Annotated in this window: 21 protein-coding genes; 8 read left to right on the top strand and 13 right to left on the bottom strand. The window is 48.7% G+C overall.

Annotation, left to right across the window (positions count from 1 at the left end):
* Positions 1-68: 68 nt before the first annotated feature.
* The 7 genes from ACFODX_RS13945 (at position 69) to ACFODX_RS13915 (ending at position 8,109) form a co-directional block, all read left to right on the top strand.
* The gene (locus ACFODX_RS13945) at positions 69-1,139 is read left to right on the top strand and encodes an ABC transporter permease (RefSeq protein WP_378120201.1); all 1,071 of its coding nucleotides are present in this window, start codon (positions 69-71) and stop codon (positions 1,137-1,139) included.
* The gene (locus tag ACFODX_RS13940; RefSeq protein WP_378120199.1) at positions 1,140-1,925 is read left to right on the top strand and encodes an ABC transporter ATP-binding protein; all 786 of its coding nucleotides are present in this window, start codon (positions 1,140-1,142) and stop codon (positions 1,923-1,925) included.
* Between the two features lie 9 nt (positions 1,926-1,934).
* Positions 1,935-2,942: an MlaD family protein gene (locus tag ACFODX_RS13935; protein WP_378120196.1), complete on the top strand. Its 1,008-nt coding sequence runs from the start codon at positions 1,935-1,937 to the stop codon at positions 2,940-2,942.
* Position 2,943: 1 nt separating this feature from the next.
* Entirely contained in the window at positions 2,944-3,519 is a 576-nt protein-coding gene (locus tag ACFODX_RS13930; protein ID WP_378120194.1) for a PqiC family protein, read from the top strand.
* A 74-nt stretch (positions 3,520-3,593) separates the two neighbouring features.
* Positions 3,594-4,592, top strand: coding sequence for a 2-hydroxyacid dehydrogenase (locus tag ACFODX_RS13925; protein WP_378120192.1), 999 nt, complete (start codon positions 3,594-3,596; stop codon positions 4,590-4,592).
* Between the two features lie 40 nt (positions 4,593-4,632).
* Positions 4,633-7,143, top strand: coding sequence for an alpha-glucan family phosphorylase (gene glgP / locus ACFODX_RS13920; RefSeq protein WP_378120190.1), 2,511 nt, complete (start codon positions 4,633-4,635; stop codon positions 7,141-7,143).
* A 153-nt stretch (positions 7,144-7,296) separates the two neighbouring features.
* Complete coding sequence (locus ACFODX_RS13915; RefSeq protein ID WP_378120188.1) at positions 7,297-8,109, top strand: substrate-binding periplasmic protein; 813 nt, start codon at positions 7,297-7,299, stop codon at positions 8,107-8,109.
* Here the strand turns inward: ACFODX_RS13915 and ACFODX_RS13910 are convergent.
* The 4 genes from ACFODX_RS13910 to ACFODX_RS13895 form a co-directional block, all read right to left on the bottom strand.
* Complete coding sequence (locus ACFODX_RS13910) at positions 8,082-9,704, bottom strand: L-lactate permease (protein WP_378120186.1); 1,623 nt, start codon at positions 9,702-9,704, stop codon at positions 8,082-8,084. The two genes, ACFODX_RS13915 and ACFODX_RS13910, sit on opposite strands and share 28 nt — an antisense overlap.
* A 36-nt stretch (positions 9,705-9,740) precedes the next feature.
* Entirely contained in the window at positions 9,741-10,403 is a 663-nt protein-coding gene (locus tag ACFODX_RS13905) for a methyl-accepting chemotaxis protein (protein WP_378120184.1), read from the bottom strand.
* A 45-nt stretch (positions 10,404-10,448) separates the two neighbouring features.
* Positions 10,449-10,715 (bottom strand): PAS domain S-box protein, encoded by a 267-nt coding sequence (locus ACFODX_RS13900; protein WP_378120182.1) that lies wholly within the window; start codon positions 10,713-10,715, stop codon positions 10,449-10,451.
* 106 nt (positions 10,716-10,821) lie between these two features.
* Positions 10,822-12,324 (bottom strand): Cache 3/Cache 2 fusion domain-containing protein, encoded by a 1,503-nt coding sequence (locus ACFODX_RS13895; protein WP_378120180.1) that lies wholly within the window; start codon positions 12,322-12,324, stop codon positions 10,822-10,824.
* A gap of 252 nt (positions 12,325-12,576) precedes the next feature.
* On the opposite strand from ACFODX_RS13895, the gene ACFODX_RS13890 reads away from it, so the two are divergent.
* Positions 12,577-13,752, top strand: a complete 1,176-nt coding sequence (locus ACFODX_RS13890; RefSeq protein WP_378120178.1) for an MFS transporter — start codon at positions 12,577-12,579, stop codon at positions 13,750-13,752.
* Between the two features lie 10 nt (positions 13,753-13,762).
* Here the strand turns inward: ACFODX_RS13890 and ACFODX_RS13885 are convergent, their stop codons facing one another.
* The 9 genes from ACFODX_RS13885 to ACFODX_RS13845 form a co-directional block, all read right to left on the bottom strand.
* On the bottom strand, positions 13,763-14,092 hold the full coding sequence (locus ACFODX_RS13885) for a HepT-like ribonuclease domain-containing protein (protein ID WP_378120176.1): 330 nt from the start codon (positions 14,090-14,092) through the stop codon (positions 13,763-13,765).
* Complete coding sequence (locus ACFODX_RS13880; RefSeq protein ID WP_378120174.1) at positions 14,089-14,379, bottom strand: nucleotidyltransferase family protein; 291 nt, start codon at positions 14,377-14,379, stop codon at positions 14,089-14,091. The genes ACFODX_RS13885 and ACFODX_RS13880 overlap by 4 nt, the downstream gene beginning before the upstream one ends.
* A 71-nt stretch (positions 14,380-14,450) precedes the next feature.
* The gene (gene purU, locus ACFODX_RS13875; RefSeq protein ID WP_324258980.1) at positions 14,451-15,311 is read right to left on the bottom strand and encodes a formyltetrahydrofolate deformylase; all 861 of its coding nucleotides are present in this window, start codon (positions 15,309-15,311) and stop codon (positions 14,451-14,453) included.
* A 40-nt stretch (positions 15,312-15,351) separates the two neighbouring features.
* Positions 15,352-15,606, bottom strand: coding sequence for a Txe/YoeB family addiction module toxin (locus tag ACFODX_RS13870; protein WP_378120172.1), 255 nt, complete (start codon positions 15,604-15,606; stop codon positions 15,352-15,354).
* Positions 15,603-15,857: a type II toxin-antitoxin system Phd/YefM family antitoxin gene (locus tag ACFODX_RS13865; protein WP_040391565.1), complete on the bottom strand. Its 255-nt coding sequence runs from the start codon at positions 15,855-15,857 to the stop codon at positions 15,603-15,605. The genes ACFODX_RS13870 and ACFODX_RS13865 overlap by 4 nt, the downstream gene beginning before the upstream one ends.
* 165 nt (positions 15,858-16,022) lie before the next feature.
* The gene (locus ACFODX_RS13860) at positions 16,023-19,883 is read right to left on the bottom strand and encodes an SIR2 family NAD-dependent protein deacylase (protein WP_378120170.1); all 3,861 of its coding nucleotides are present in this window, start codon (positions 19,881-19,883) and stop codon (positions 16,023-16,025) included.
* A 439-nt stretch (positions 19,884-20,322) separates the two neighbouring features.
* Positions 20,323-21,009, bottom strand: coding sequence for a S10 family serine carboxypeptidase-like protein (locus ACFODX_RS13855; RefSeq protein WP_378120168.1), 687 nt, complete (start codon positions 21,007-21,009; stop codon positions 20,323-20,325).
* 87 nt (positions 21,010-21,096) lie between these two features.
* Positions 21,097-21,579: a hypothetical protein gene (locus ACFODX_RS13850; protein ID WP_378120166.1), complete on the bottom strand. Its 483-nt coding sequence runs from the start codon at positions 21,577-21,579 to the stop codon at positions 21,097-21,099.
* Between the two features lie 243 nt (positions 21,580-21,822).
* A complete protein-coding gene (locus tag ACFODX_RS13845) occupies positions 21,823-22,620 on the bottom strand; it encodes a PhzF family phenazine biosynthesis protein (protein WP_378120164.1) in 798 nt (265 codons plus the stop codon).
* Between the last annotated feature and the right edge of the window lies 1 nt (position 22,621).

The raw sequence follows: 22,621 nt of genomic DNA, 5'->3' as shown, positions 1-22,621 counted from the left end.
GATTCGAACTGACCAATAACCAAGATCCTGCTAGCCAAGATCCTAACAAAAGAGATCAGGCGCAACAGGTGCAACTTCACCTGAGTGGCAACTGGCAACTTGGCAAAGCTCCCGAGGGTGAAAGCCTCTGCGCGGCAATTCCACCCGGCTGCCAACAGATCACTGTTATTAGTGACCAACTCCAGCAGTGGGACTCCAGCCTCGCCGCTGCGCTTCTGCAGGTTGCCCGCCAGTGCGAGCAACAACAAATCACACTGGACACCCGCCAAACCCCGGAAGCCTTGCAACAACTGCTACAACTCGCCACCGCCATCCCCAGTTACAAACCCCAAACAAAAACCACCGATTCGCGCTGGTTCAGCCAATTGCCAAACACCCTCGCTGCACAGTGGAAAGGGGTGCGGCGCACGCTGGTATTTGTCGGCGATATTAGCCTCGCCTTGGGCAACTGGTTGGCAGGCAGGGCGAAAACTCGCCGGCAGGACTTGTTCTTTTTTATCCACCAGGTGGGGCCGCGCGCACTGGCGATAGTGACGTTGATTGCACTGCTGGTGGGCATGATTTTGGCCTATTTGGGTTCAGTGCAATTACGCCAATTGGGTGCGCAGGTTTATGTCGCCGATTTGGTAGCGATTGGTATGGTGCGTGAAATGGGTGCGTTAATGACGGCCGTTATTATGGCGGGCCGCACCGGTGCAGCTTATGCAGCGCAACTGGGCACTATGCAAGTGAATGAAGAAATTGATGCGCTCAAAACCATGGGTATCTCCACCATGGAATTTTTAGTGCTGCCGCGTTTGCTGGCTCTGGTTTTTATTATGCCGCTGCTGTGTATTTATGCCGATGTAGTCGGCATTTTTGGCGGTGCGCTGGTAGCCACCAGTATGGATGTGAATCTCAACCAATATATTTTACAAACCCAGGGCGCAGTGGATTGGGTGGACATTACCACTGGCCTGATTAAAAGTATTTTCTTTGGCATATTGATCGCTATTGCCGGGTGTCAGGCCGGTATTGAATGCGGCCGCAATTCCGATGCCGTGGGTATGGCGGCGACTAATGCGGTAGTGCGCTCAATTGTTTATCTGGTCGTTGCAGATGCCGCGTGTAATATCCTTTACGACAAGCTGGGTATTTAAATGAATCGCTCAACACCATTTATTCAGGTACAGAATTTAAGTATCGGCTATGGCAGCCGCATAGTGCAGCAGGATTTGAATTTTAACGTTCGCAAAAACGATATCTTTTTTATTATTGGCGGTAGCGGTTGCGGTAAAACCACTTTATTGAAACACATGATTGGTTTAATTGCCCCAAGTCAAGGCGAGGTATTGTATGAGGGCGTTAACTACTACCAAGCCAGCGAAGAAACCCAATTGAGTTTATTGCAGCGCTGGGGAATTACCTATCAGTCCGGTGCTTTATTTTCCAGTATGACCCTGGCTGAAAATGTTGCCCTGCCCTTGCAGCTGTATACGGATTTATCGAGCAAACAAATTGCAGAAATAGTCTCCTATAAATTGGCGCTGGTTGGACTTGCCGGTTACGAGACATTCTACCCGGCAGAAATTAGCGGCGGCATGCATAAACGTGCCGGGCTTGCCCGCGCTATTGCGCTGGACCCGCAATTATTATTTTTTGATGAACCCTCCGCCGGGTTGGACCCTATCAGCTCCCTGCGGCTTGACCAGTTAATTGTGCAGGTGTGTAAAGCGTTGAATTCCACGGTGATTATTGTTTCGCACGAATTGCCCAGTATTTTATCCATAGGCACCAACTGTGTATTTTTGGATGCACAAGCCAAAACCATGCTGGCCTCGGGCGACCCGAAACACCTGGTGCAACACAGCCAGAATGAAAAAGTGCGGCAATTTTTGAGCCGCGCAGGTACAGCCCACACTGACACCCAATTGCCACAGACGTAGAAGCTAAACATGAGCCAACAAAAATCTTTTGCTATAGGTGCTTTTATTGTAGGCGCCATCCTTTTGGTGTTTGTCGCACTGCTATTTTTTTCAGGCGGAAATTTATTTTCGCAAAAGGAACGGATAGTCATGTACTTTGAGGAATCAGTGCAAGGCTTACAGATAGGCGCCCCCATCAAACTCAAAGGTGTGGTGCTAGGGGAAATCACCGACATCCAAATTAATTTTCCCGATGAAGATGAGGGTAAAAACCCGGTCATCGGCAGTGAAAAAAATACCATCGCCACGCGCGTAACCGCTGACCTGGCCCTGCAGCGCATCAGCCGCACCGGCACCACAGTTGACCGCAGTTTTTTTGAAGACGCCATCAGCAAGGGGCTGCGCGCGCAATTAAATTATCAAAGTTTTTTAACTGGCTTGTTGTATGTAGAACTGAATTTCTTCCCTGATACAGAACCAAAACTCTACAAGCTGCAAGATGATTATTTGGAGATTCCCACCGCCCCTACCGCGTTTGAGGAAATATCCAAAAACCTGCAAGAAATAAACATCAAAGGTTTAATCGACAACCTGGACAAACTCACCACCAGCGTCAATAAGCTGGTTCAAACCGGCGTTATTGAACAGACATTGAGTAGCGTAAAAACAGCGGCAGACTCTTTTACCCAAGTATCGGGCACCATCAATAACGAAGTTGTGACCTTAAGTAAAAACCTGACCGCAACTAACCAAGAACTAAAAACGCTGCTGTTAACGCTTAACAAAGAAACGCCTTTACTCGCCGCCAACATGAACAGCAGTTTGGTAGAGCTGCAAAAAAGTTTGGATCAGTTCAGCAAAGCGGCCGGTGGTATTAACCAGAGTTTTTCTGAAGATTCCCCGCTCATTGTGCAACTGACCGAAACACTGGAAGACGTAAGCCGTTCAGCCAAGGCCTTTCGCAGCCTGAGTGAAACATTGGAACAACAACCGGAAGCGCTATTGCGCGGCAAAAAAATAGCGGATGAGGAACCTTAAAATGATGCGCATAACCCTGCTTCTGGTGTTAGTCAGTGTGATTTATGGCTGCCAGCAATCCCCGCGTAAAAATATTTATTTACTCAGCGCCGACCCAGTGCCTGCCGCTGAACAACATGCAGCGATTAATCAAGTAATTGGTTTAGGCCCGATTAGTCTGGCAGATTATTTACAGCGTTCATCCATAGTGCGCAACAAGGATGCCAATCGCTTGCAGCTAGTTGATATTGAACACTGGGGCGAACCGTTGGACAAAGGCATCAGCCGGGTATTGGCGATTAACTTGATGAATAAAAATCCACAGCGGGTGATTGAAAACTTCCCCTGGCGCAGCTATGCCACACCAGACTACAGCCTGCGCATCACCGTTTATGATTTGCAAGTGATTCATGGTGAAGCGAGCATTAATGCCAACTGGAAATTAATGAGTAACGACAATAAAAAAATCATTCATCAACAACATTTTGTGCGCCGCATAGCCTGTGGCAATAGCGCCGCAGAAATTGCAAAAGCCTACAGTGAATTATTTGCCGAGCTGGCGACAGAAATGGATAAGGCGATTGCCTTGGCGGAATAACACTGCACCATTTTTGTTGCGGCGGTGTTTTATCAACAAACCATTTTCATGACTGAAAAGTGCAAGGAGTTTTTATGAAAGTCGCTGTATTCAGTACCAAACCCTATGACCGCGAATTTTTAACCCAAGCCAATGCACTGCTCGCACAGCCACATGAATTGGTTTTTCATGAAACCCAACTCAATACTCACTCTGCATTACTCGCCCAGGGTTGTCAGGCAGTCTGCTGTTTTGTGAATGACCATGTGGATGCCGATGTACTGCAGCAACTCGCTGCCCAGGGCGTAACACTGGTGGCACTGCGCTGCGCCGGTTTTAATCAGGTTGACTTGGCGGCGGCCAAAAACCTGGGCATTACTGTGGCGCGGGTGGCGGATTATTCCCCCCATGCCGTGGCCGAACACGCGCTGGGGTTGATGTTGATGCTCAACCGCCATTTGCATCGCGCCTACCACCGCGTGCGTGAAAACGACTACTCGCTCAACGGCCTACTGGGTTTTGATATGGTGAATAAAGTGGTCGCGGTGATTGGCACCGGCAAGATCGGTGAAGTATTTGCCCGAATTGCACTCGGGCTGGGCTGCAAACTCATCGCCTACGACCCCCAACCCAACCAGGCACTGGTGGAAGCCGGTGTGACCTATGTACCACTGGAGCAGCTTTGGCCCCAGGCCGATGTCATTTCCCTGCACTGCCCACTCAATAGCAGCACCCATCATTTAATTAACAGCGAGAGCATCGCGCGCATGAAAGAGGGGGTGATGATTATTAACACCGGGCGCGGCGGGCTGATTGATACCCGCGCCGTCATCAGCGGTTTGAAAAGTAAAAAAATCGGCCATTTGGGATTGGATGTGTACGAGGAAGAAGGCGATTTGTTTTTTGAAGACAACTCCAACCAATTGCTGCAGGACGATGTATTTGCGCGCCTGCTGACCTTCCCCAATGTGGTAGTTACCGGCCATCAGGCATTTTTTACACGCGAAGCATTGACCGCTATAGCGCGTGTGACCCTCGCTAACATCACCCACTTTGAGCACAACGAGCGGGACAAAATGTGCACCGTGAATTAACGCGCAAACTCAATACGCAAACTCAATAAAGGATCTAGCGATGCCCAACCTCAACCGCCCATTACCCCCGGCACTCGCCATATTAAACACCCTGGCGGCTGACCTCTGGTGGAGCTGGAACCACGCGGGGGATGCGCTCTGGCACAGGCTTAACCCCGCGGTATGGCAAAACACCGGCAACCCGGTGAGCGTATTGCAATTCACCAGTAACCAGCATTTGGAAAAACTGGCGACCGATCAGGAATTTCTGCAACTACTCGCCCAGTTGGTCGCCGAGCGCGACCGCTATCTGGCGGCGCCGGGTTGGTATGACCAGCACTGCCCGGAATCGCCGCTCAAAACCATCGCCTATTTCAGCATGGAGTTTGGTGTGTGTGATGCCCTGCCCCTCTACGCGGGCGGCTTGGGTATTTTGGCGGGGGATTACCTGAAAACGGCCAGTGACTTAGCGGTGCCGCTGGTCGGTGTAGGGCTGCTGTACCAGGAGGGCTACTTTCGCCAAAGTTTTGATAACCAGGGCTGGCAGCAACAGACCTATCTATTTAACGACCCCGGCAGTTTGCCCTTGACCCCGCTGTTGGATAGCGATGGCAGTTGGATGGATGTAGCCACCAACTTCCTCTGCCGCGAAGTTTTGTTTCGCGTCTGGGTAGCGCAGGTCGGGCGGGTAAAACTCTACCTGCTGGATAGCAATCACCCCTGCAACCAGCCGCGCGACCGGGGCATTACCAGCCAGCTGTATGGCGGTGGCACCGAACTGCGGCTGGTACAGGAAATCGCCCTGGGTATTGGTGGTTGGCGACTGTTGGAACAGCTGGGTATTGAGGTGGATATTTGCCACCTCAACGAAGGCCACGCCGCCTTTGCCACACTGGAGCGCATTCGCGCCTACTGCACCAAATACCGCGTCGATTTTTGGCAAGCACTTTGGGCAACCCGCAGTGGCAACCTGTTTACTACCCACACCCCGGTCGCCGCCGGGTTTGACCGCTACCCCGCCGAGTTGCTGCGCCGCTACGCCGGAGAAATAGCACCGGAAATGGGTGTAAACATGGAGGACATACTCGCCTTGGGCCGCGCCAACCCCAAGGATGAGCAGGAAGACTTCAACATGGCCTATTTGGCCATGCGCACCTGTGCTTACAGCAACGGGGTCAGTGAATTACACGGCCGCGTAAGCCAGCGTATTTTCCAACCTTTGTTCCCCCGCTGGCCCCAGCGCGAGGTGCCCGTCGGCCATGTCACCAATGGTGTACACATTCCCAGCTGGGCCTCGGATGCCAGCAACAGGCTGTGGCAGCAATCGTTTGGCGATCATCTCTGGCAGGGCGATGAAACCGGCCTGACCCCGGATCGCTGGAAAACCCTGAGTGACGAGCAACTCTGGCAACTTATCAGTAGCGGCCGCGCAGATTTGGTGGACTACGCGCGGATGCGCTACCAGCGCCAGTGGCGCCATGAATCCAGCGGTGCCAGCTGCAATGTGCCACCGCCACGGCCGCTGGACCCCAATATTCTCACCCTGGGTTTTGCGCGCCGTTTTGCCGAGTACAAACGTCCGGACCTGTTACTACATGACCCGGAACGTTTGGCGGCTCTGTTATGCAATCACCGCTATCCGGTACAACTGCTGGTGGCCGGTAAAGCCCACCCGGCCGACAAACTGGGGAAAGCCAAACTGCAACATTGGCAGACGTTTTTGCAGCGTGAAGACATAGCCAAACACTTGATGTTTATCGAAGACTACGACATCGCCCTCGCCCGCCGGCTGGTGCAGGGCGTGGATGTATGGATCAACAACCCGCGCCGCCCCTGGGAGGCCTGTGGCACCAGTGGCATGAAAGTGCTGGTCAATGGCGGGCTGAATTTGTCCTCGCTGGATGGTTGGTGGGCCGAAGCCTACCAACCGGAGCTGGGCTGGGCGCTGGGCAAGGGCGAGGAATATGGGCCGGAACATGACGCGGCCGAGGCGGAACAGCTGTATCAACTACTGGAGCAGCAGATTATCCCCTGCTTTTACGAGCGCGATAACAGCGACCTGCCGCGCCGCTGGTTGGGGCTAGTACGCACCAGCATGATGCAGCTCACCCCGCGTTTTAGTACCAATCGCATGCTGCGCGACTACCTTGAACGCTACTACATTCCCGCCGCACACCAGTATCAGGAGCGCACCGCCAATCAGGGCGCGCTTGCCCATGAACTTCAGCAGTGGCAGAAACACATGGCACAGCATTGGCATGAAATTCATCTTGGCAATCTGGTGGTTGGTGAAGATGTAGATGGTCTTCTGGCAGAAGCCCAGGTGTATCTGGGCGGTATAGCCCCCGCGCAGGTGGTAATTGAAATTATTGCCGACCCTGTTGGTGAGCTGCCCGCGGCATCGGTTCAGATGACGCTGGCCTACCCACTCAGCGGTGCAATTAATGCCTACCATTACCAGGCCAGGTTGCCCGCCCATCGCCCCGCCAGCGATTGGAGCCTGCGCGCCCGAGCCTACCACCCCAAGGCACAATTGCCGGCCGAAAATCCGCTCATTCTGTGGGCGGACTAAACCATTCACCGGCAAAACACTGCCAATAGGCTAACCTTCAGTTGAGCGCGGCTGTTTATACCAAGCAGCGCAATTTGCGCCCACTGTGATCAATTTAACAACAAGCCGCGTAACTGGATTAGGCGGTGAAATTGGTTTTTTCAGGAGTTTGTTGTGCTGCGATTCGCTCTGGCTTGTTTCACCGCGTTATCCATAACCTATCTCATGCTCCATCACCCCATGGCCAGCGCGAGCACTAGTGCCCCGGCAGTCAATACGGTGCGCATCGCCACGGGTGAATTCGCACCCTGGACTGGCAAAGACCTGCCACACAGCGGCCACGTCAATCATATTATTGCCAGTGCTTTTGCGGCCGAAGGCATTGAAGTTGAATTTATATACCTGCCCTGGAAACGCGCCTTTGAAGAGACTCGCTTGGGTAAATTTGACGCCACCAGCTACTGGTATGAAAACAGCGAGCGGCGCGAGGCTATGTTATTTAGCGATGCCCTAATCGTTAACCGTACCGTTTTCTTCCAGCGCGCCAGTACCGAGCCTATTGATTGGAAAAGCTTTAGCGACCTCAGCCAATACCGCATGAGCGCCACCCTCGGCTTTACCTACACCGAGGCGTTTTACCAGGCGATTGAAGCCCACACCATCAACCCGATTATGGTTCCCTCGGATATCCAAAACATAAAACTGCTGCTCGCCGAGCGGGTCGATTTGTTTGCCACCGACGAGATGTCAGGCTTTTACATGGCAGCGCAACTCAGCATAGATCCGCGCAAATTGCGGGTCATAGAACCTGCACTCAACTCCCCCGAGGGTTACTTACTCACCAGTAAAACCCACCCCAACGCCCAGTGGTTAATACAAACCTTTAACCGCGGCCTCAAAAAAATCAAAGCCAATGGCAGCTATCGCAACATTCTGGATCGGGTAGATAACAGCAGCTTTTACAACCCAAGGGTGAGCAGCAAATAACCGGTACTAGCTACCGCAATGCAATACACCAGCGCAGGAATCAGGGTGAAACGAATTACCTCGCCCTCGCGCCCCACCAGTTTCACTACCGACACCGCCGCCACTACATTCAGCACACACACCATATTGCCCGCGTTGGCACCCAGCATTTGAAGGGCGAGCACCCAGTGTTCCGGTAGGCTTGCGGCCTGGGCGGCATCCTGCTGCAGGCGGGCAAACATCATGTTGGAGAAGGTGGAAGAACCGGCGATAAAACTACCCAACGCCCCAATAAACGGGGCGACCAAGGGCCACTGGCTGGCAAAGGTCTCGGCGGCAACCTGCCCCAGCGCCTTGGGCATAGCCGCCAAACCGGCGTGATTAACATCCGAATTTAAAAAGATACGCACCATAGGCACAGACGTACCCAAGGCAATACTCGTGGGCAACAAACGTCCGAAGGAAGCGACCCAAACCGCGCGGGTCTGCGCCAAGGGCAAGCGGTAGGCCAGTGCAATCGCCGCCGCGACCAACACAAACACCGTACCCGGCAAGTACAAAGGCGTTATGCGCGCCGATATGCTGGTGCCCAGCAAGCCCGTAAACTCAATCGCCACAGCTTGCAACATCGCCTTAAACGGCAACGCATCAAGGCGCGTCAGCACCAGAACACCCGCCACTAGCAGGTAAGGAAACCAGGCTTTCAGCAGGCTCATGGCTGGCTTGGATTGACTTAGTGAATCTGCTTCGCTGTTAGCAGGAAGCTCTTGCGCTGGTTCCGGCAGGCGCCAAACGGTTTTGGGCAAGAGCCAGCCGCGTTTTGCCGCCGTTACCACCAGCACCAAGCCGATTAACGACCCCAACAGGCTGGGAAATTCCGGCCCCAGCAGCTGTAACACCACAAAGGCTGGCAGGGTAAAAGCCACACCGGACAAAAGCGCAAAACGCCAGAGCACCAAGCCCTCGCGCCAGCTGCGGTTAGCGCCAAAAAAGCGGGTTAACAAACTCACCATTAACAGCGGCAGCCAACTGGCGATAAACACATCCAGCGTCAGCGCACTCGCGGCAATTAACTGCAACTGCTCGGGTGTCGCCCCTTGCATGCCCTGCCCCAAGCCCACTACTACTGGCGTGCCCACCGCACCAAAGGAGACCGGCGCACTATCGCCCAAGAGCGCCATAACCACCGCCGCCATAGGCGGAAAACCCAGTGCCACTAACAGCGGCGCACCAATGGCCGCCGGCGTACCAAAACCGCTGGCACCTTCCAAAAAAGCGCCAAATAACCAGGCGATGATAATGACCTGCACCCGATGATCTGGTGAGATGCGCGCAAAACCAGCGCAAATCACCTTGATCGCCCCCAGTGCCGTAAGAGTGTTCAGCAGCAGAATCGCGCCAAACACGATCATCAAAATAGTGAAGGCGATTACCCAGCCTTCCAGTACCGACGCCGCCAACTGCACCGCCGGCACCTGCCACACATAAAACGCAAAGGCAGCGGTAATAACCAAACTCAAGGGCATAGCGCGGGTAGCTGGCAGGCGCAGCAGCACCAGCAAGACAAATACAGCGAGGATAGGCACAAGGGTGGTGAAGAGTTGCAAATTGGTCATGGTTTACCAAACACCCTGGCGAAGAACCTTGTGATCTCAAGGGCGCATGGTTTCAACCATGCGCACAAAATCATCAACACCATTGCGCACCTGAGCCAAGCCACTCGCCACCTCACTGATACTCTCCTCACCGTGCAAAGCAATACCAGTGATCTGGTTAAGTTTTGAATCTATGTTGTTAATCAAATTCGTGTTGTTTTGTACAACCTTGCTAATTTCAGCGGTAGCTTTTGCGGTGTCTGCTGCAAGTTTTCTCACCTGATCGGCGACAACTGAAAAGCCCCTACCGGAATCACCGGCGCGCGCCGCTTCAATTGCCGCATTCAAAGCAAGCAAGTTAGTCTGGTCTGCAATCGAACGTATGGTGGTTACTATGTCATTAATATTTTTAGACTGAATATTTAATTGCGCTCCGATTCTGGAGGCTTCTTTTACTTCATCGGCAATGTGATGCGACGTTTCGATCGCTTCATTAAGAACTGTTACCGCATTTGAAGTAATCTGGGAAGTTTGTTCAGAAGTCGCTGCTACCGCAAGCGATTTATCCAAAGCAAACAATACGGCATTTTTGTTGTTCAGCTCCACCTGTGTCTTAGTCACATCACACGCAATTTTAATAATTTTGATTACTTTTCCATGCGGATTTTTTACAGGAAAATAATTGGCAGACAAAAATATGGGCTGGCCAGTTTTACCCATTCGTTCAAACGTGCCCGAAAATGACTTACCAGCAGTTAAATCCCGTCAAAAATTTTCATATTCGCGTGTTCCGGCGATAGCAGAACTGCAAAACATTCGGTGGTGCTTACCAATGACTTCATTCTTAGAGTAACCGACCACTTCCAGGAACAAATCGTTAACATCCAGTATGTGCCCTTGTGGATCAAAACTAATAACAGCGGTATTGTTGTGAATTGCCTTCAAATCATCCTGTAAGGATTCCAATTGCAGTCTTTCCGTTTCTGCAGCTAGCTTTTCACGACCACTTTTCATTAGCGAAAAAAATTCCACAGTGCGCTCCTTGGGTAATTGCTCTTAAACTACAGTGACATAGGCAGAAATGAATTACAGTTTATTGAACAACAATCAACTTTCGTACCACATCCCTTTACCCTACTTAAACCTTATAGGCAGCTAATTGCCGCTGAATATCTTCCGACAGTTGGGACAAAGCTTCTGAAGCGCGCAGCGTTTCCTGGGCACGCACCTGATTCTGATCACCCGCTGCATTGATATTGGAAATACTTTTATTGATATCTTCCGCAACATGGCTTTGCTGAACAACCGCATGAGAAATCCCACTGTTCAGATCACTGAGCGACGAGACATTACGCAATACAGCCTTGATTGACTCGCCTGAACTTTGGGTGCCCGTCAGATTAGTGCGCATCATTTCATCAGCTAATCGCATCTGCTCCATTGCACGCTCAGAATCGCTCTGGAAGCGTTTAACCATAGTATCTACTTCAGCAGTAGACGCTTGGGTACGGCTTGCCAAAGATCGAACCTCGTCTGCAACCACCGCAAAACCTCGCCCTTGTTCACCTGCGCGTGCGGCTTCAATTGCCGCATTTTTGGCTAATTCACCAATTTCATCTTCTCGCGCAACATTAAAACGTAACGTTAAATCGCCCTCACCATCAACTATATCGTGCAAACGTGCCGTAGTTTGATGCAGGGGAGCAACAACCACTTTTTGAATAAGCAGATAGACAATAAGCAAAAATACCAAACCAATCACAACAATAAACGCACTCAACATTAAAGAGAGATCACGCACTGTGGACTGAATTTCAGTCACAGAATAAGCAGTGATAATTTCATAACCCCAAGCATCAAAACGCGAGGTTTGCAGGCGCCATTCACTACCGGGATCAGCGAGGATTTTTTGGGCGGTTTCTGCAGAGACGTTGTCAGAGTGGACTCTTATCGCACCGGCATTATCGCGAATGACCACGAACCCTTGCTCCAACACGCGGCTAGATGCAATAGCGGTAAATAAATCGCTCAAATCCGCTTTGTAACCTACATACCAAATACCAAGGGTTTCACCCCGTCGATTGGACATAGGTTCATAACCAGTGAGATAGGGGCTACCTAAAATATCAACCAGTCCGTAGAACGCAGCTCCTTGCTGAATCTTTTTGATGGCGGCACCCTGCGGCGCGAGGATAGTGCCAATCGCTCGACCTGTAGGGGTCATCACGTTAGTTGAAACACGAACAAATTCTTCGCCGTCCCTTGCAAAAATAGTGGCGGTGCCACCCATGATGTTAGCTACCCGATCCACAAGATCGAACTGATTCGCGACAGGTGTTTCGCCCAACAACAGGTTATTAGTCTCGCGGTCATTGACGCGTATCCGCTCGCCCACTTGTGGTTCACCTAATTCGGCGCCAAATTCCCGCAATAACCGCATGCTGCTTCTCACCCGCTCCATCATCATGGTGTCGGTGAGAGTTAATAAGCGTATCGCTTCACGAGAGATATTGTTGCTTTCGAGCAGCGCACGATCCTGCACCAGTTCGCTTTGATGTCGATATACCAACATCACAGCCACAAGAACCGCGAGCAACAAAATCGCCCCCAAGGAATACATAAATTTTTTGGCGATGGACATATACCTCTCCTGATATTCAACTCCCAGTCGCACCACTTTGTCGCCGCTAAAACCTGCATAAATAAAGGGGAGCAACATCAGTGTAGTGCGAAAAACAACCAGCTCCAGCGCCAAAATAAAATTTTTGCCAGGCGAAAATCACCACGCTTTTAACAGTAGATTGGATCAAAAAATATTTACAAATCCTCACTACCCTGGCTTTTGACGCCAGAGGTATAGTGCGCAGCTGTTTTATTTGTCGGATTTTTGGTTATGTCTGCCTCCCAACCCATGGTTGCTACCGGCTTCCCTATTGGCCCCGCGCAATACCTCTCCACCCGTTTTGCCTTTCTGATTACCGGCCTTGCCATGTCCGCTTGGGCACCGCTGATTCCTTTTGCCAAGGCGCGTTTGGCGATTGGCGAATCTACCCTCGGCCTGCTGATTCTCTGTTTTGGCATAGGCTCGCTGATGGCTATGCCAGTGACCGGGCCGCTAGTGAATCGCTACGGTTGCCGCCGGGTCATCACCATCAGTTTATTGTTGATGTGTATCAGCCTCGTCTGCCTTGCCATTTCCCCCGGCATTCCCGGTATGGCGTTAAACCTGCTTGTTTTTGGCATGATGCTCGGCGCTACCGATGTCGCCATGAACATGCAGGCGGTGGTAGTAGAAAAAGCCAGTGGCCGCGCCATGATGTCGGGCTTTCACGGGTTTTATAGTTTGGGCGGGATTTTCGGTGCGGTGATTATGAGCGCGTTAATGTGGTTGGGTTTATCGCCCTTCCATGCCCTGCTCTGCCTTGCCTCAGTGCTATTGCTGATGCTGGCCTACGCCGCTAAAGATCTGTTACCGGCGGATCGCAATGAAAATACCAACGGCGAGCGCGAACCGTTTTTTGTGGTGCCGCGCGGTAAAGTGTTGCTCATTGGCAGCCTGTGTTTTATCGCCTTTCTCGCCGAAGGTGCTGTGCTGGATTGGAGCGCGGTATTCCTCAACACCCTGCGCGGAATTGATCCGGTGTATGCCGGACTGGGCTTCGCCTGCTTCTCGGTTGCTATGACCATTGGTCGCTTTACCGGCGACAAAATCGTCAACGCATTGGGCGGCACCCGTGTTGTGCTTTGGGGTGGGTTGTTTGCCGCGAGCGGATTTTTACTCGTCGTTCTGGTTCCCTACAGCCCTGCCGCCTTTATCGGTTTCACCCTGATTGGCGTGGGCGCCTCCAATATAGTGCCGGTACTTTTTACCGCCGCCGGCAACCAAACCTCCATGCCCATGGGCTTGGCCATAGCCGCCGTAGTAAGTATGGGTTATGCAGGTTTATTGGCAGGCCCGGCAGTGATTGGATTTATCGCCGAGCTGACCAGTTTGAGTGTGTCTTTTGGCTTGGTCGCGCTGGGTTTATTAGCGCTGGCAAGTGCGGCGAAAAAGGCGACTGCGCGATAAGGCTGACAAATTATTCGGAAAGCATTTTTTCTGCGGCAACTTTCAGCGGTTCCAAATATTGCTCTATCACCGCTGCAACTGATTGAGGGTCTATATCCCCCAAGTAGTTGTGCACCAGAATATTGCGAAAGCCGCTGATTTCGCGCCAGGGGATTTCAGGAAATTGTTGCTTTAATTCGGCAGGTAATTGCTGTGTAGCTTCAGATAAGGTCTGCAAATTACGCACTGCAGCATCGTAGAGAATATCATCCTGCTGAATATCGCCGCGCGCCTGGATACGGCGTATTTTGGCAATGGAATCCAGGATATGCAGTGCATAGGGCTGCCAGGATTTAGTCATAGCTCCACCGCTTCACTCAAGACCGAGGCGCGGAGGTGGCAATTTAGTTCGTGCTCCGGAATCAAATCAACCCTGCGCCCCAAGAGGCTGGATAAGCGCTCCGCTAGCGGCAGGCGCTGCTTGAACAAATCGTATCCTTGGGGAAAATCTACCAGGAAATCCACATCACTCTGAGGACTTTCCTCTCCGCGGGCGACTGAACCAAATACACGAATCCTGCGCGCACCAAACTGCTGCGCCAAGGCGTTAATAGTCGCTTTTTGCTGGTGTAAATCTTCGAGCAACATATATCCCCCCAACTAACGCAACACACTTCAGACTAAATCAATTTATAGTCTACGCCTTGGCAATTATTTATCTAGCGCGAAAACACCACCGTCTTGGTGCCATTAAGCAATACCCGATGCTCCGCATGCCAGCGCACAGCGCGGTTTAAAACCACCGCTTCAATATCGCGACCAATTTCTGCCATTTCATCGGGCGAGTTGACGTGGGAAACACGCTCAACTGATTGCTCGATAATCGGGCCTTCATCCAAATCCGCCGTTACAAAATGCGCGGTGGCGCCAATCAGTTTCACGCCGCGATCAAAGGCTTGATGATAGGGTTTTGCGCCTTTAAATCCGGGCAAAAATGAGTGGTGGATATTAATCGCGCGGCCATTGAGTTTGTGACACAAATCATCGGACAGAATTTGCATATAACGTGCGAGCACTAAAAAATCCGCCTGCAAATCCTGCATGAGTTGCCACAACTGACCTTCTTGCTGGGGTTTGGTATCTGCCGTGATGGGCAAATAATGAAACGGCAGTTGATACCATTCGGTTAAATCGCGCATCACATTGTGATTGGAAACCACACCGACAATATCAATCGGCAGCGAGCCGTTTTTCCAACTGTTCAGCAACGCATTCAAACAATGCCCCCATTGCGAAACCGCAATCAGCACACGCGGCTTACTCGCACTATCAAAAATATTCCAATCCATTTGGTACTGCTCACCCAGCGGTTTAAACAGCGAGCGAATTTGCCCTAGGTTGTAACCATTGGGGCATTCAAAAACCGTGCGCATAAAAAAGCGATTGCTTTGCACATCTTCAAATTGCGACGACTCTTTAATGTTAAAACCCAAAGTCGCAAACAAGGTAGCAACGGCGGCCACCAAGCCTTTGGAATCCTGACAACTAAAGGTTAAAACGATTTCCTTAACAGCAGACATGTGATTTCTCTTTATCAAATTCAATTCAGGGCAACAGTCATCAATAGTGATAACAGCATTGCACCACAATTATCATTTCATTTTCAACGCGATAAACCAGCCGATGCTCGCGATCAATCCGCCGCGACCAATAACCCAACCAATGATGTTTTAACGGTTCAGGATCGCCAATGCCACTGAATGGTTGGCGTTGAATTTCGTTAATCAGGGTATTAATGCGTTTTAGTGTTTTTGTATCCGTTCGCTGCCAGTAAAGGTAGTCTTCCCATGCATTATCCGCCCACGCCAATATCATTCCTCAATCAACCCCCGCTGCGTCGCCTTCCCGGCGGCAACCTGATTAATTGCATCATTTAAGCGCGCGGCATTTTTTGGGCTAGCCATCAAATAGGCGGTTTCTTCATAAGCCTGAAAATCCTCCAAGCTAATCACCACCGCTGGCTTACCATTCTGGCGGGTAATCAACACCGGCTTGTGATCGTCATTCACCTTGTCCAGCACACTGGCCAGATCATTGCGAAACGCGGTATAGCTCATTGTATCCATAGGTCATCTCCCCAAAAGGATATGTAGAGACCTCATGCTACCTGTACTTATTTCTGTACGCAACCAAGATAGTAGGGGGATTTTACAAGCAGGTGCGCAACTTTGAAGGCTGGGGAAATGTGTATGGCGCCCTTAGGGGAAACAGGCGCCCATAGAATTTAAATTTCACTCAACCCACGCATTTCTAACTTCAGCAAACTCATCAGCGGACTCACCTATTTCCCGCCAATTATCTATAGCTTTATTCAACACGTCGTCCTTATGCTCATAGACTTCATCTATTTTTTTAGCGAGTGAAACTGCTACACGACGAAGGTTTATTTTTTCTCCGATATTAATATCTAGTTTCCCATTCTTGTAGTCACTCTCTTCAACCAACTGAATCAAACGTTTACCGATAATATTTTTAAATGAAGCAGGAAAAAAACCGTCATTCTCATTTAAAATTCGGCGGGCAATTCCCATTCCCTCTGCCAAGCTGGCCGATCTATTCCATTGAATAAACTGGATTAACAATCCATAACTTTCTGACCACAAATCAACCAATTTTCGGTTTAAAGCAATGCAACGAATAGCCCTATGCGCATCAATTTGTATTATTTTATTATTCCCATGTAATGCATCAGCAATGAGACCCATCAAGGTTTCTCTTAATTCAGGTAAAACATGTATACACGCAGCACGAGCTTCAAGAGTGCGAATCTCTTGACTGCGCATATCATCTAACAAATTGAAAAGTTTAGTTTTTTCCTTTTTTGCCAATCTGGAATTAAGACTAGGTCCAATAGCGATTGCAATTAGATCAGCAATACGGCCTAAGCGCTTATGAAACTCCTGCTCTCCGCCAAACAATCTATTCTGACTAGGACTTTTCTCATTTTCTAATCTATTTTTATCAGCCTTCCACCAAAGCTCAACTTTTTCTAAAAGCTTAAGTGCATCCTTTTTCACCCAAAGTTGATCATCACCCTCTGATGCTCCGATGATTTCATGAACTAAAGTGATATCTCCATCTGTAACTTCATACCCCCGCTCACTAGCCTGCACAGGAAAGTTAGCGCCATCCACATACTGTTTAAATATCTCCTTCGGAAAAATATCGTCAGGATGTGGTAATTTCAGAAACACAAATTTATAAAAATCAGTATCGGCGGGAAATCCAATCTCATCGACTTTAGCCCACAAAGCATTAGAGAAGCGCTGCTTTTGAGAAGCATCCAAAATATTTAATTCACATAGTTTACTTAAAGAAGTCACTGACCATTGCCGCTGCTCTGCGCTTGCATTCAGTGCACCCAGCAACAAACCATCTATAGTTATGTCAGCAACATCCATTTTCGGTTTAGACTCACTCTTTCTATCACCAATAGTTAACCATTGCGTTAATGAGACATAATTCATTTGATCTCGTAGACCCAAGTTCCGAGGGAAATCAACATCAAGAATTTTAGTTAGAAATTGGTACTGCTCAGGTTTAGACAAGCATGCAAAAAAACCACGAACCAACTTATGGATATTGAAGAATTTATTCTTGTGTGCCGAGGCGTAAACATCCGTTATGAACGAGAGAATTCTATCCTTAATCTGAAGTGAACACTTGCAACAAAAGCGAGAAATGACATCCGGTAGAACACTCGCTAAGCGATTTTCCATGCAGTCGCCTCCAAACAACTCCCCGCGCTTTAACGCCGCATGAAAGGACTCTAGCGCCCCCAAGCAAGTGCCAATTAAATCATCGCATTCAACTGCCTTTAACTTGCATATACTCTCGCGATTAAAGAGCTGATCAATTACACGTGAATTATCCCCCAATCGAAAGAATATTGAGCGCACCCAATAGGGCGAATCATTTGCCAAATGCGGCAAATTAGTCACTACAGACTTCTGCTCAAATATCATATTTCGAACACGAAAGGAAAACCCTACATCTTCAAATAATCGAAAAAAAGAATAAGCATTTAGCCTATCCTTATCTTGCCCGAAATAACTAGACCCACTGGATAAAAGTAATTTCAATTCACCCCACGGGTCACATCTATCAGACTTAAGCTCATCCCAGCGCTGATTAAATGATTTTGCTTTTTTTGATCTAATCTCACTTCTAACAGACCTAAGTAGTTCTTGCCACTTACTCTGCCTACCATTTACATTTTTATCGCCTTTCCAATCCTTTTCTCCACTCCAATCTTTTTTATCTTTCAAGTCATCCCAGTCTTCTTTCCATGTAACAAACATATTGCCTTCCCTACTCCAATCTTCCTGAAAACGCGCGCACATTAATTCCTCTTCCATAGAAGATGCGACCGTATCCCAGCGATCAAGATCCCACTCTAACCACCTACAGGCAACCATTTGATAGGCCTCATGCGACAAACCCACAACAGTATTAGCATCTTTCCCTGCTTGATACTTTATACGAGTCTCATATAACGCCTCCTCTATCTCTGACTGTATTTGCCCCCCATCAAACTGACCCAATTCTGCCATAGCAAAGCAACGTATACTTTTCCAAAGTGGTTGGGATGAGGTAGGCTTCCACTTTCTTAAAGACGTTCTTGCATTAGACAAATCCAATTTGAAAAGAAAAAATAGATATTCTTGGTAATAAAAAAATTCACTCTGCTCGTCAGAAAAATGGCTACGCCTCGACTCTAGCCGACGCTTTAACTTATCCCATTTTTCATCTTTACCCTTTTCACGATAATAGCGTAGGAGAGAGAAAGCTATTGCTAACCACGCAGATTTAATAGCATCCCATTCAAGAGAGTTATTTGTTTTATCAGTGCAACGTATAGACGCACCCATATCGGCATCTGAATCCCCCTCAAATGGACAGTACTTTTTGAGCATGCTTTCGCAAGATTGAGCAACATGATCAAAGATAGGCAGCAAGCACTTTTCAATACGCCAAACCAATTCCCCAAAATATTGAATATCTAATCCATCGCGAAGTTCGCCTACTTCAGCATCCATTTCAGCAGACAACCAACGAGACGTGTAGAAAAATAAATTCGCACGATTTTCATGGGGCAACACAAGCCAACCTGGATAGGTTAAGCGCTGATCACGCCAAAACTCCACTACATCTTTCAGTTCAATTAAGGAAATTTTTTGGTTTGTTGGCCCCCATAATAAATTGCGACTTTCATGAGAAGACCGAGGCCAATCCAAACGACTAGGATCCTTAATGTCGAGAAATTCGAATAATTTAGTTAATGCCGCTTTGTGATCATTTTTGGCAACTCCATCGCATAGCGACATATCCACCACAATAATATTTCGTTTGGCCAGCAATAGTTGCTGGGCTGTAGAAAAAGAACTGGCACTGATTAAATAGATAGGCTGGGTACCTTCACCCCCAACCTGATCCCTAACCCAACCAATCCAATGCAAAAAATTTGGATCATCTCCAGAAAAGCCTATTAGACATAGAGTATTTTCAAGCAATGCTTGACGCACGGTGTTCACAAAGGCGGCATGTGTTTGCGGATATTTACGATAGTCTTCTTCAGTGATAATAAAAGGGAGATGCGCAGGAAAACTACCATGCAATTTTATAATTCTCGGCTTTTGCGCATAGGGTAAATCGCTTTGGTTAACCATATACGAATAGCGGTGTTTAATAACCTCACGACAAGCCCGCTCAAGCAGGGTATCGTAATTGGTCGTTAGAACATCTACCCAAGGTAAATTCAATAGACCAACATGAAGGTTTGATGGTTTAGCACCAAGATCAGGAATATCACTTTTTAATAGCGCATCAAGTGCAGGGCGGCCAACTACAGATTCCACCTCTTCCGCAACCTTCAACAAACTGATATAGGATTTATCGTCAGCGTCAGGCGTTTTGCCATGCGCCTTTTCATATAGTTTGTCACCTAGCTGCGCCCAAGTGGGATAATCACGACTAGCATTTTTGCTAAAGCCAGCACCTACCATAACTGCAGCTCGGCCACTCCAAAGCCTTTCGGCAATTTGGGATAGGTGGGGGGCGATTGAATCGGGGATTGATTTATCTTTTGCCATTATTGACTCTTCCGTAAATGTTCCATGCATCGGAATAGTAGCAGTAAATTGTTGGGCCTGACCTCAACTCCTTTGTAGCAACGAATAATTTTCGGCAGCGATTTCCATATCTACCCGAAAACCAATCGTTCCATCAACTAGTACCTAGTAAAATGCCAACCTGAAGCATACTGATTCCCCAATACCCTAAACACTGCCGAAACATATGAATAAACCGGGCTGAGGCATTCGGGAATTTTGCGGCCATCGAAGTACTCTGCTGGAATTAACACAACCCCAACCTCAGTAAAAAGACATCTATCTGCAGTAAAATTGATAAGGAAAAGGCTGAAAGCAAGTTAACTTTAGAAATGAAGACACTCAACTTGGTCTTGCCATATAAAAGACAGAGGTCAAAAACTGAAGTAGTTTTTACCAAACGTCTAATAAAAGAAACGTCTTACAAAGCAGCTTCAGGGGAGAAAGAGATGTATAGCGCGGCAGTATTTTGTGTTAAGTCAACGTCAGAGTAATACAAAGAAAACTCATATTGTTCTTTTAATGCATGACTCAGTACTTCAAATATATTATTGGCCTGCTCAGTCGTGCTCGCAGCGACAGAAATTTTACATTGCGTTGTCCGGCAAGTGACGCCTTGCAGAGCCAACCCGGAAAATGCTTCATTATTTACAAACCAATTCGATAACTTCTGCTGTTCAGCTTCTGCCCATTGTTGATTAACCGCTTCGCTATTAAATTCCTGCGCGAGCACGCTGGATAACTCTTCAGGATTGTTATTAATCTTTCCGAGTATTTCGTTAGCTATCATTTTGGATTTTAACGTTTGTAACTCCAGGGCAGTTTGCTTATTTAATTCAGTCTGCGCAGTATCCAGGTTATCTGACTCGGCAGTTTGGATGATCTCCGTTGATGAACTGCTTTGCGCTATCGCCATACGTTTGCGCAGACTATTAAGTTCTTGCAACAAGTTGGCATTTTGATTTTTTAGCTGTTCAAGCAGCACAAGTGTTGATTCGTTTGATTGGGCGATTTTATGCGAGGCATTATCTGCGGGTGTCGCATAAAAATTTCCCATTAAAAAACCTGCAACTAGAGCTACGCCAATCAAAACCACTTGTTGTTTCATAAAATTCCCTCTGGTTTAAAAAGCCCTTACTTTGTTCAAGCAAGGGCCAGTATTCAGATTTCACTACCCGTCATTTTTATTAAAAAATTAAGGGTTAGTACACGTGGTTTTCTGACAAACATAAGTACCGTTATTCCAAACTGTGGAACCACCGGCTGCAGAACATGCACGGCCGAAAGACTCCATACACCAGTTCTCGCCATTGCATGACTGACCAATATTGATATTGCTAGTTGTGCACACGGGCGCAGGAGTTGAACTTACCGAACTGCTGGAGGAGGCACTGCCTAAATAAAACGATGGGTTAGTACAACTGCCCAGGTTTACATATGGAGAGTTGACCGTAATGGTACAGCTGCCGGTGTTAGTTCTTGTACGCTGGGCAATTAATAGTGGCGCCATTTGTGGCCGAGCAATAAAGCAGCCATCGACTGATGTCCAAGAACCGTAAGCGCCGCCACCGCCCAAATAAGTCCAGCTACAGGAAACAGGAGTATTTGCCTGTGCATTCATTGCAATTGATGAGACAAAAACAAAACCAAGCAGGCTTAAGAATTTCATAAAACGCATAAAGTACCCTCTTCAATTAATATCCAAATTTGCCTTCCGTCCTTGATGACATCAGTGTCAAAGGATAGGCCGAAGCATTTAGTCATTCTTACTAAAAGGTGTCAAGTTAATGAGTGACAAAACCCCATGCGCAAATAAAAAATTAAGTAGTAAATAATTTTTACGAAATTAAAAAATTTCTCTAATAAATAAAATTTCATATGAAAATTTTTTTGCAGCATTTAAAAATCAATTTCGCTTAAATCATCCTAAAAATTCCCCACGCAACATAGTGCACGCCTTTCCGCTCAATAAAACACGCTCACCTTGCCAATCCAGAGTTAATAATCCGCCACGAGGCGATGTCTGGTATGCACGCAGATGTGTTTTACCCAAGCGATTCCCCCAATAACAGGCCAGCAAACAATGCGCAGAGCCTGTGACCGGGTCTTCATGGATACCTACCTTGGGTGCAAAAAAACGCGACACCATATCCAAGCCGGAACCTGCATCGCCCGGAGCAGTGAGGATTAATCCGCGCGTGGTAAAGGATGCAATCAAGTCTGCATCTGGCACAAAACAACGCACCGCTTCTGCGCTATCTAACACAGCGATCACATCATCGCGCCCTTGTCCAAACCACTCGGGTTGTTTGGACAGCAGTTGCACCAGCGCGGCTGGAACCTGTGCGATAGGCTGGGGAATATCTGCCGGAAAATTCAGTTGGATTTCATCGCCCATTCGCGTTGCAGATAACAAACCACTGGCCGTGTGAAAATTCAGTGTCGCTGCTGTCTCACCAGCATGCTGCCAAAGTGCATGGGCAGCGGCGAGGGTGGCATGACCGCAGAGGCTGACTTCTACTTGCGGTGTAAACCAGCGCAGGTTCCAACTGCCATCAGCGCGCTGATGCACAAAAGCTGTTTCGGCTTGATTCATTTCCAATGCGACATTTTGCATCCAGCTGGCAGGCTGTTCTTGATTCAAAATACACACACCTGCGGGATTGCCACTAAACGGTTGGTCGACAAAGGCATCCACTAAATACATGGGGTAGTGCATA

Source organism: Cellvibrio fontiphilus, assembly GCF_042646205.1.
GTDB lineage: Bacteria > Pseudomonadota > Gammaproteobacteria > Pseudomonadales > Cellvibrionaceae > Cellvibrio > Cellvibrio fontiphilus_A.
The sequence above is the reverse complement of the archived record's forward strand: the minus strand, read 5'-3'. Positions and strand labels throughout refer to the sequence as shown.

Bases quoted from the DNA above. Each gene is read 5' to 3' on its own strand.
- ACFODX_RS13940 (WP_378120199.1), top strand. From the start codon at position 1,140: ATGAATCGCTCAACACCATTTATTCAGGTACAGAATTTAAGTATCGGC.
- ACFODX_RS13935 (WP_378120196.1), top strand. From the start codon at position 1,935: ATGAGCCAACAAAAATCTTTTGCTATAGGTGCTTTTATTGTAGGCGCC.
- ACFODX_RS13930 (WP_378120194.1), top strand. From the start codon at position 2,944: ATGATGCGCATAACCCTGCTTCTGGTGTTAGTCAGTGTGATTTATGGC.
- ACFODX_RS13925 (WP_378120192.1), top strand. From the start codon at position 3,594: ATGAAAGTCGCTGTATTCAGTACCAAACCCTATGACCGCGAATTTTTA.
- glgP (WP_378120190.1), top strand. From the start codon at position 4,633: ATGCCCAACCTCAACCGCCCATTACCCCCGGCACTCGCCATATTAAAC.
- ACFODX_RS13910 (WP_378120186.1), bottom strand. From the start codon at position 9,704: ATGACCAATTTGCAACTCTTCACCACCCTTGTGCCTATCCTCGCTGTA.
- ACFODX_RS13905 (WP_378120184.1), bottom strand. From the start codon at position 10,403: ATGGGTAAAACTGGCCAGCCCATATTTTTGTCTGCCAATTATTTTCCT.
- ACFODX_RS13895 (WP_378120180.1), bottom strand. From the start codon at position 12,324: ATGTCCATCGCCAAAAAATTTATGTATTCCTTGGGGGCGATTTTGTTG.
- ACFODX_RS13890 (WP_378120178.1), top strand. From the start codon at position 12,577: ATGTCTGCCTCCCAACCCATGGTTGCTACCGGCTTCCCTATTGGCCCC.
- ACFODX_RS13885 (WP_378120176.1), bottom strand. From the start codon at position 14,092: ATGACTAAATCCTGGCAGCCCTATGCACTGCATATCCTGGATTCCATT.
- ACFODX_RS13880 (WP_378120174.1), bottom strand. From the start codon at position 14,379: ATGTTGCTCGAAGATTTACACCAGCAAAAAGCGACTATTAACGCCTTG.
- purU (WP_324258980.1), bottom strand. From the start codon at position 15,311: ATGTCTGCTGTTAAGGAAATCGTTTTAACCTTTAGTTGTCAGGATTCC.
- ACFODX_RS13870 (WP_378120172.1), bottom strand. From the start codon at position 15,606: ATGATATTGGCGTGGGCGGATAATGCATGGGAAGACTACCTTTACTGG.
- ACFODX_RS13865 (WP_040391565.1), bottom strand. From the start codon at position 15,857: ATGGATACAATGAGCTATACCGCGTTTCGCAATGATCTGGCCAGTGTG.
- ACFODX_RS13860 (WP_378120170.1), bottom strand. From the start codon at position 19,883: ATGGCAAAAGATAAATCAATCCCCGATTCAATCGCCCCCCACCTATCC.
- ACFODX_RS13855 (WP_378120168.1), bottom strand. From the start codon at position 21,009: ATGAAACAACAAGTGGTTTTGATTGGCGTAGCTCTAGTTGCAGGTTTT.
- ACFODX_RS13850 (WP_378120166.1), bottom strand. From the start codon at position 21,579: ATGCGTTTTATGAAATTCTTAAGCCTGCTTGGTTTTGTTTTTGTCTCA.
- ACFODX_RS13845 (WP_378120164.1), bottom strand. From the start codon at position 22,620: ATGCACTACCCCATGTATTTAGTGGATGCCTTTGTCGACCAACCGTTT.